This is a genomic window from Corynebacterium sp. BF-R-2, from assembly GCF_024586525.1.
Lineage (GTDB): Bacteria > Actinomycetota > Actinomycetes > Mycobacteriales > Mycobacteriaceae > Corynebacterium > Corynebacterium singulare.
Window position 1 is genome coordinate 231,603 of the sequence record NZ_JAMFTP010000001.1, and the last position, 8,009, is coordinate 239,611.

9 protein-coding genes are annotated in these 8,009 nt (G+C 62.3%); 8 read left to right on the forward strand and 1 reads right to left on the reverse strand.

What is annotated here, in order from left to right; translation table 11 throughout:
- The 8 genes from gcvT to M5J09_RS01110 all read left to right on the forward strand — a co-directional run bounded on the left by gcvT (position 1) and on the right by M5J09_RS01110 (position 6,204).
- Positions 1 to 1,113 (forward strand): glycine cleavage system aminomethyltransferase GcvT, encoded by a 1,113-nt coding sequence (gcvT, locus tag M5J09_RS01075; protein WP_257156683.1) that lies wholly within the window; start codon positions 1 to 3, stop codon positions 1,111 to 1,113.
- A gap of 39 nt (positions 1,114 to 1,152) precedes the next feature.
- Positions 1,153 to 1,545, forward strand: a complete 393-nt coding sequence (gene gcvH / locus M5J09_RS01080; protein WP_257156684.1) for a glycine cleavage system protein GcvH — start codon at positions 1,153 to 1,155, stop codon at positions 1,543 to 1,545.
- A gap of 35 nt (positions 1,546 to 1,580) precedes the next feature.
- Positions 1,581 to 2,399, forward strand: a complete 819-nt coding sequence (gene lipB / locus M5J09_RS01085) for a lipoyl(octanoyl) transferase LipB (RefSeq protein WP_257156685.1) — start codon at positions 1,581 to 1,583, stop codon at positions 2,397 to 2,399.
- An 88-nt stretch (positions 2,400 to 2,487) separates the two neighbouring features.
- On the forward strand, positions 2,488 to 3,552 hold the full coding sequence (lipA, locus tag M5J09_RS01090) for a lipoyl synthase (protein ID WP_257156697.1): 1,065 nt from the start codon (positions 2,488 to 2,490) through the stop codon (positions 3,550 to 3,552).
- Positions 3,553 to 3,594: 42 nt separating this feature from the next.
- Positions 3,595 to 4,380 carry a DUF4191 domain-containing protein gene (locus M5J09_RS01095; RefSeq protein WP_144793140.1) on the forward strand — a complete coding sequence of 262 codons (786 nt, stop codon included), beginning with the start codon at positions 3,595 to 3,597 and terminating at the stop codon, positions 4,378 to 4,380.
- Between the two features lie 233 nt (positions 4,381 to 4,613).
- A complete protein-coding gene (locus M5J09_RS01100; RefSeq protein ID WP_257156686.1) occupies positions 4,614 to 4,835 on the forward strand; it encodes a hypothetical protein in 222 nt (73 codons plus the stop codon).
- Between the two features lie 47 nt (positions 4,836 to 4,882).
- A complete protein-coding gene (locus tag M5J09_RS01105) occupies positions 4,883 to 5,569 on the forward strand; it encodes a sensor histidine kinase (RefSeq protein ID WP_257156687.1) in 687 nt (228 codons plus the stop codon).
- The gene (locus M5J09_RS01110) at positions 5,566 to 6,204 is read left to right on the forward strand and encodes a response regulator transcription factor (protein ID WP_232254143.1); all 639 of its coding nucleotides are present in this window, start codon (positions 5,566 to 5,568) and stop codon (positions 6,202 to 6,204) included. Before M5J09_RS01105 ends, M5J09_RS01110 begins: the two co-directional genes overlap by 4 nt.
- Before the next feature lie 350 nt (positions 6,205 to 6,554).
- Here M5J09_RS01110 and M5J09_RS01115 read toward each other — a convergent pair whose 3' ends face one another.
- Complete coding sequence (locus tag M5J09_RS01115) at positions 6,555 to 7,919, reverse strand: DHA2 family efflux MFS transporter permease subunit (RefSeq protein WP_257156688.1); 1,365 nt, start codon at positions 7,917 to 7,919, stop codon at positions 6,555 to 6,557.
- Positions 7,920 to 8,009: the final 90 nt, after the last annotated feature.

Sequence of the window (8,009 nt, forward strand, 5' to 3'; positions counted from 1 at the left end):
ATGACTGACCAACTGCACTCCCCGCTGCACGCCGAGCACGAGAAGCTTGGCGCCACCTTCACGGCCTTCGGACCGTGGGACATGCCGCTGAAGTACGACAACGAGCTGGACGAGCACCGCGCCGTCCGTAACGCCGCCGGACTCTTCGACCTCTCCCACATGGGTGAAATCTGGGTCAACGGCCCGGATGCCGCCGAATTCCTGTCCTACTGCTTCATCTCAAACCTCACGACCCTCAAGGTGGGCAAGGCGAAATACTCCATGATCTGCGCCGACGACGGCGGCATCATGGATGACCTCATCTCCTACCGCCTAGAGGAGACCAAGTTCCTCGTCGTCCCGAACGCCGGCAATGCCGACGCAGTGTGGGAGGCCCTGAACGAACGCGCCGAGGGCTTTGATGTGGATCTGAAGAACGAGTCCCGTGACGTAGCCATGATTGCCGTCCAGGGGCCGAAGGCAATGGAAATCCTCGTCCCGCTGGTGGAGGACACCAAGCAGCAGGCCGTCATGGATCTGCCCTACTACGCCGCGATGACCGGCAAGGTGGCCCGCAAGTACGCATTCATCTGCCGCACCGGCTACACCGGTGAGGATGGCTTCGAGCTCATCGTCTACAACTCCGATGCCCCGGAACTGTGGGAAGAACTGCTCAAGGCCGGCGAAGAGTACGGCCTCCAGCCCTGTGGTCTGGCAGCCCGCGACTCCCTGCGCTTGGAGGCCGGCATGCCGCTCTACGGCAACGAACTCACCCGTGACATCACCCCGGTGGAAGCCGGCATGGCCCGCGCCTTTGCCAAGAAGGAGCAGGACTTCGTCGGTGCTGAGATACTGCGCCAGCGTGCGGAGGAAGGCCCGAAGGCTGTCATCACCGGCCTCGTCTCCTCCCAGCGCCGAGCCGCTCGTGCTGGGTCGGAGGTCTTCGTGGGCGAGCAGAAGGTGGGCACCGTCACCTCCGGCCAGCCCTCCCCCACCCTGGGCCACCCAGTCGCACTTGCTCTCCTCGATACCGCCGCTGGTCTTGAGCCGGGCACTGCCGTTGAGGTGGATATCCGCGGCAAGCGCTACCCCTTTGAGGTTTCCGCGCTGCCCTTCTACAAGCGCGAGAAGTAAACTGCCTACTGAATTCATCTACTGAAAGGACCGTTTCCCATGGCTACCCTTCCTTCCGATTTCTCCTACTCCGAGGACCACGAGTGGATCAACGCTGCCGCTGATTCCGTGGTCGGTGCCACCGTTCGCGTCGGCATCACCTCCGTCGCCGCCGACCGCTTGGGTGAGGTTGTCTTCGCCGAGCTGCCGGCCGTCGGTGACACCGTCGAGCACGGCGAGACCTGCGGCGAGGTGGAGTCCACCAAGTCCGTCTCTGACCTCTACTCCCCGGTCACTGGCACCGTCACCGCCGTCAACGAGGATGTGCACGATGACTACGCCGTCATCAACAACGACCCGTTCGGTGAGGGCTGGCTCTTCGAGGTCGAGGTCACCGAGGCAGGCGAGCTCATGACCGCTGAGGAGTACGCCTCCGCTAACGGAGTCGCTTAAAAGCTCTGACGCCGCGGGGACTACCATGGGGATCCATGACTGCTCCCCGCGAACCATTTTTCCCCGCTGATCGCTCCATCCGCGCTTCCGCCGAGCCACTGGAGATCCGCCACCTGGGCCGCATGGGCTACCAGGAAACCTGGGATCTGCAGGCTGAGCTTGCGGCGGCCCGGGCAGCGGGCACGCAGGGTGATGTCATCCTCGTGGTGGAGCACCCCAATGTCTACACCGCCGGCAAGCGCACGCAGCCGGAGGATATGCCCGATAACGGCCTGCCGGTCATTGACGTCGACCGCGGCGGGCGCATCACCTGGCACGGCGAGGGCCAGCTCGTGGTCTACCCCATCATCAAGCTGGCAGAACCCGTGGACGTCGTGGACTACGTTCGCCGCCTCGAGGAAGCCATCATCCAAGCCGCGCGCCAACTGGGCGTGACCACTGCCGGGCGCATCGATGGCCGCTCTGGCGTGTGGGTTCCTTCCACCACCCAGGCTGCCGACCCAGCCGCCCCGAAGCGCGACCGCAAGCTCGGCGCTTTGGGTATTCGCATTACCCGCGGGGTGACCATGCATGGTCTGGCGCTCAACTGCACCAACACCCTGGAGTACTACGAGCACATTGTGGCCTGCGGCATCGACGACGCCGACGTCTCCACCCTCTCTCTAGAACTCGGCCGCGAGGTCACCATGGAAGAGGCAGAGGCCCCGCTTCTCGACGCCCTTCAAAAGGCCCTCTCCGGCGAGCTCACCGTGGCCGACCACACCTTTGCCTCGGCCCCCGATCCCATCAAGGTGGCCAACGAAAAGGCACGTCAGGCACGCCAAGCACAGAAGGAAGCCCACCCCGGGGAATAAAGGCTTATGGGCCTTTGATTGTATTAGGAAGAGCACACACCGACGCGTAAAGTGAGTTTTTGTGACTGTTAAGCCTGAAGGACGCAAGATGCTCCGCATTGAAAAGAAGAATGCGGAGTCGCCCATCGAACAGAAGCCGCGCTGGATTCGCAACCAGGTCCGCACCGGACCGGGCTACGAAGACATGAAGTCCCGCGTATCCGGTGCTTCGCTGCACACGGTGTGCCAGGAAGCCGGCTGCCCCAACATTCATGAGTGCTGGGAATCACGTGAGGCCACCTTCCTCATCGGCGGTGACAAGTGCACCCGCCGCTGCGACTTCTGTGACATCGCCACCGGCAAGCCTGAGGAGCTGGATCGTGACGAGCCGCGCCGTGTGGCCGAAAACATCCAGGAGATGGATCTTAACTACACCACCATCACGGGCGTGACCCGCGATGATCTGCCTGACGAGGGTGCTTGGCTGTATGCCGAGGTGGTCCGCAAGATTCACGAGCTCAACCCGCACACCGGTGTAGAAAACCTCACCCCGGACTTCTCCGGCAAGCCGGATCTGCTCCAAGAGGTCTTCGAGGCCCGCCCCGAGGTCTTCGCCCACAACCTGGAGACCGTTCCGCGCATTTTCAAGCGCATCCGCCCGGCCTTCCGCTATGAGCGCTCCCTCGACGTCATCCGCCAGGCACATGAGTTCGGGCTCATCACCAAGTCCAACCTCATCCTCGGTATGGGCGAGACCACGGAGGAAATCGAGGAGGCGCTGCGTGACTTGCGCGAGGTAGGCTGCGACATCATCACGATTACGCAGTACCTGCGCCCGGGTCCCCGCTTCCACCCGATTGAGCGCTGGGTGCGCCCGGAGGAGTTTGTGGAGCACTCCAAGTTGGCCAAGGAGCTCGGCTTCGGCGGCGTCATGTCTGGCCCGCTGGTTCGCTCCTCTTACCGCGCCGGCCGCCTCTACGTCCAGGCCATGGAGGCCCGCGGCCTCGAGCTGCCAGAGAACCTCAAGCACTTGGCGGAGACCTCCCAGGGCGCTACCGCCCAGGAGGCGTCCACCCTGATTGAGAAGTACGGCCCATCTGAGGAGACCCCGGTAACCACGCGCATGGTCAAGACCCCGGCGGGTGCCGACTCTGCTGCGGCGACTATCCGCTAGTTCGATTCTCGTTTTCACCCCCTGACCTTTAAAGTAGGAGCCATGGCTAACGACGACAAGGCATCGCTGAAGGAAGCGAAGAAGCAGGAGCGCGCGGCAAAGCGCGCCAAGCGCAAGCAGACCCGGTCACAGATGTGGCAAGCGTTCAACATGCAGCGCAAGCAGGACAAGGCGCTCATCCCCATCATGCTCGCTGCCTTCCTAGGCATGGGCTTGCTCTTCTTCCTCATTGGCTGGCTCTTCAACGGCCAGTGGTTCATGCTCATTCTGGGTTTGGGCATCGGCGCCATCCTCGCGATGTTCCTGTTCACCCGCCGCCTTGAGCGCGACATGTACAAGCAGGTCGAGGACCAACCTGGTGCCGCCGGGTGGGCGCTTGAGCAGCAGCTGCGCAACACCGTGGGCGTGGTCTGGAAGGTCAAGACCGGCGTGGCCGCAACCCGCCAGCAGGATCTCATCCACCGCGTCATCGGCAACTCCGGCGTCATCTTCGTTGTCGAGGGCGACCGCAAGCGCGTTGGCCCTACCCTTAACCGCCTGAAGAAGCGTGTGGACCGCCTCGCCGGTGGCGTGCCGGTGTACGAGGTCTTCGTCGGCAACGGTGACGATGAGGTTCCCGTATCGAAGCTGCGCAGCCACATCATGAAGCTCCCACGCAACTTCAACAAGAACGAGACCTACGACAACATCCGCCGCATTGAGGCCATGGATGATATGCCAGGCACCACCCCGGGTCTGCCTAAAGGCCCCATGCCGCGCCAGGCACAGAACATGTCCGGCATGAACCGCCGTATGCGTCGTATGCAGGAGCGCAAGGGCGGCAAATAAGCCACTTGCTCCAAGCACAACAAGGGTCCCTTCCGAGATTTCGGAAGGGACCTTTTCATTGGCTTCAAAGAGTCCTAAGCCTTGTTCCCCCATTGGCCACGGCACTACCTTCTACATATGGCATCTACCGAAAGGCGTCTTTAGCCCTGAAAACGCCATCTGCATCGCCTAAACGCCTTTTTTTAACCTCAAAAACGCCTTTCAACAGGTGCCCTTTGCCTAAATTGAGGCGCGTGCTCATATCCAACTTCATGAACCCCAAAGGGAAAACCAATTTCACCTTGATGACTTGGGGTTTTAGAACAATTTTGTACTTGACTGCTGAAAACTGCTTGATTTCACAGCGGGGTAGTTATTATCGGATGGTCGAACTGGCCCAGGAGCCGATGGAAATAGACCAGTTGAATATCGCAAGCCAACAGCTGCTTTTCCCTCTCCATGTCCGAGAACTGTGAGTTTAATCTTCTGGTAGTGGAAACCCAAGATTTTCTAGATACAATATTTGTGTGCCACATGGGCATATCGTGGCCTCCTGCTTTCCGACGAGCGAGCCCGGAGCGCGCGAGAACTCCACGACGAGCCCGGTCACCGCCTCACGCTTGTCTCGATGAGCCTCGAACTAGCTGAAAGGATGCGTGGGATCGATGTTGACCAGGCGTGGGAGGAGATCCGCACCGCCAAGGACACCACCAGTGACGCTCTCGCCGAGATGCGGATGTGGGTACGAGCCCTGAATCCAGTCCGAGACGCCGGAGCCCGCGGCCTTGCCGCACTTGAGCTCATCGCCGAATCGTTCCGAGGCACCGGTCTGACTGTGGACGTGTCTGGTGATAAAGCGTCAGACCGTGAACTCGCCAGTGATGACGAGGTCGCGCTGCTGATCTACCGCGCAGTTCAAGAAGGTTTGACCAACGCCTTGCGTCATAGCCGAGCCCGGACAGTGCGTATCTTCCTCGCAGTAAAGGAGCGCCGAATGGAGTTGGCCGTCATCAACGACTTCGGATGGGCCACGGCCGCCGAACCGCCGGAGTCAGTACCCGACTTCGGGTTCGGGTTGCGAGGAATTTCCGATCGCGCCGCAGAGCATGGCGGGTCCATGCACGCCCGCAGAATTGACGGCGAGTTCCACCTCGACGTCGTTGTGCCGCTCAGCGGCTCTGGCGCCCCCGGCCGAGAGGAGACGACGTGACCAGTCCAGACTCGATACGAGTGCTGTTGGTTGAAGATCAGCAGCTGATACGTCGAGGCCTGACCATGCTCCTCTCCACGGCCGGTGGGATCGAGATCGTGGCCCAGGCATCGGATGGGGAAACGGCACTCGCGGCCCTAGCCGATGAAGAAGTCGATGTGGTTCTCACAGACGCGCGCATGCCTGGTATGGACGGCGTGGAACTCACATCCCAATGCGCCACCCGATACCCTGGTCTGCCGGTCCTGGTCCTGACGACCTTCGATGATGATGCACTCGTGCAGTCGGCACTGGCTGCCGGTGCCTCGGGCTTCCTACTCAAAGACACATCTGTCGAGGGACTCACAGCTGCATTGCATGCGGTAATTGACGGTGGGATGGTGATCGATCCGCGCGTCGCGAAGGCAGCGATGCGAACTAAAGACTCCCGAGATGAGCCTCTGGCGATACTCACTCGCGGTGAACGCATAGTGGCCGAACTCGTCGCCCGTGGGCTGACGAACCCCGAGATCGCCGAAACTCTTGTTCTCGCCGAAGGAACCGTCAAGAACCATGTTTCGGCCCTCCTGCGGAAACTCGATGCGAGAGACCGCACAGCCTTGGCCCTCACGTTGTACAAAGCCCTAGGCGACTGACCTCAGGGCTACAAGCCTTGCAGCGCGCCTCGGCTGCCTATGCATGAGAACGAAACTCCTGGAGCGTCCAGGAAAGACGCGCTCCGGAGCGTTCCTCGCCGAGACAGACCCGTACAGTGTCATTAGTTCGCCGGTGGTTTGCCCCAGTCAGGGCGCTTGGTTAGGTGCCACGACCCGCACGAGGGGCATTCGTAGATCCGCAGCGGCCCTGCCCGTCGCGACCGTTTCAGTGCTACATGCACGGCGTCATCATAGTGCTCGTATTCGCGTTTACCAGTTTCGGAGCACAGTACGCGTTCGACTGGCGGCTTCTTCTACCTCCTCCGATGGTGCTTCATCACACAATGATTCTAAACTTCAGGTGTAACTGGCTCCTGTAGGTGACTGATGATGGTGGCAGCAACTACGAGCGCTGCGGCACCGAAGACTCCACCGGCGACCGCGACGGCTGTGTGGAAGCCTGTGAGGAACGCTCCACTGGCGACCATTTCGCCGAGGACTGCGACGCCGACGACGCTGCCGGTCTGGCGGGCGGCATTGATGACTCCTCCTGCAATGCCGACATGTTCCGGCGGGGCCGAGGCCACTGCGGCCGAGGTCGCGGCCGGCATCGCGAAGGCCATCCCGAATCCAGCCGTGAAGGTCAACACCGCGACCACCACGTAAGGGGTTTCTGCGGTGAGCAGCACGAGGCTGCTGAAGCCGATCGTGCCGACTACCAGTCCGGTGAGCATGGTGGGGAACGCGCCCCACCGGGCGACGGCACGGCCGCCCAGCGGTGACGCGACCACGGCGCTGCACGCCTGTGGTGCCAGCGCGAGGCCTGCCAGCCACGGCTCGTATCCCAGGTACTGCTGGAAGAAGAGGGAGAGCACGAAGAGTTGTCCGAAGAAGCTGATGTTGAGCGCGAGCCCTACCATTGCGGCCACGGAGAACCGGGCACGAGTGAACAAGGCCATCGGCAGCATCGGGTCCGGGTGTCGTCGCTCTGCGATGATGAACAGGGCGAGGAAGACGCCCCCGGCGATCAGCGCGGCTACCTGCCAGGGTGACCATCCGTGTTCGCCTGCGGTGATGACTGCATAGGTTACTGCCACCAGCGTGAGCGCGGAGAGCACCTGTCCGGGTAGGTCCACCCGTCTCGCGTGACTGCCCGTGAGCGCGGGAATTGCCCACAAGGTGAGCAGACAGCCGATAGCGACGATGGGGAGGTTAACCGAGAACACCGCCCGCCACCCGATCGTCGACACCAGCGCTCCGCCCAGGACCGGTCCGATCGCGGCGGCAACACCTCCTGCGCCGCCCCACAGCCCGATGGCGCGTGCTCGTTCCTTCGGATCGTCGTACACAGCCGACAGCAATGCCAGAGAGCCCGGCACGATCGCTGCCGCGCCCACGCCCTGGACGGCGCGACCAGCGACGAGGAACCCGCCTGTGGGAGCGAGGGCGCACACGGCCGAGAGCACAGCAAAGACCACCAGGCCAGCGAGGTAGACCCTGCGGGCCCCGAGACGGTCGCATGCGGCCCCAGCTGTGAGAAGGAACGCGGCGAACACGAGGGTATAAGCGTCGACGACCCACTGCAGTGAGCCCACCGTCGTGTCGAGGCCAGTGCCGATCTCGGCGAGGGCGACATTGACGATGGTCGTATCGAGCATGACGATGAAGAAACCGAGGAGGGCCGCGACCAGCGCCGTGCGCCGATGCGCGGTCATACGCGAGACTCCAGCGAAGCCTCGGCGGGCGGGTGGCCGAAGTAGGTGCGCTTGCTCAGGTCTTGATCCCAGGTCCGGTAGGACCGGTCC

Excerpts from the sequence above, each read along its gene's own strand:
- gcvT (WP_257156683.1), top strand. The coding sequence starts at position 1 with ATGACTGACCAACTGCACTCCCCGCTGCACGCCGAGCACGAGAAGCTT.
- gcvH (WP_257156684.1), top strand. The coding sequence starts at position 1,153 with ATGGCTACCCTTCCTTCCGATTTCTCCTACTCCGAGGACCACGAGTGG.
- lipB (WP_257156685.1), top strand. The coding sequence starts at position 1,581 with ATGACTGCTCCCCGCGAACCATTTTTCCCCGCTGATCGCTCCATCCGC.
- lipA (WP_257156697.1), top strand. The coding sequence starts at position 2,488 with ATGCTCCGCATTGAAAAGAAGAATGCGGAGTCGCCCATCGAACAGAAG.
- M5J09_RS01095 (WP_144793140.1), top strand. The coding sequence starts at position 3,595 with ATGGCTAACGACGACAAGGCATCGCTGAAGGAAGCGAAGAAGCAGGAG.
- M5J09_RS01115 (WP_257156688.1), bottom strand. The coding sequence starts at position 7,919 with ATGACCGCGCATCGGCGCACGGCGCTGGTCGCGGCCCTCCTCGGTTTC.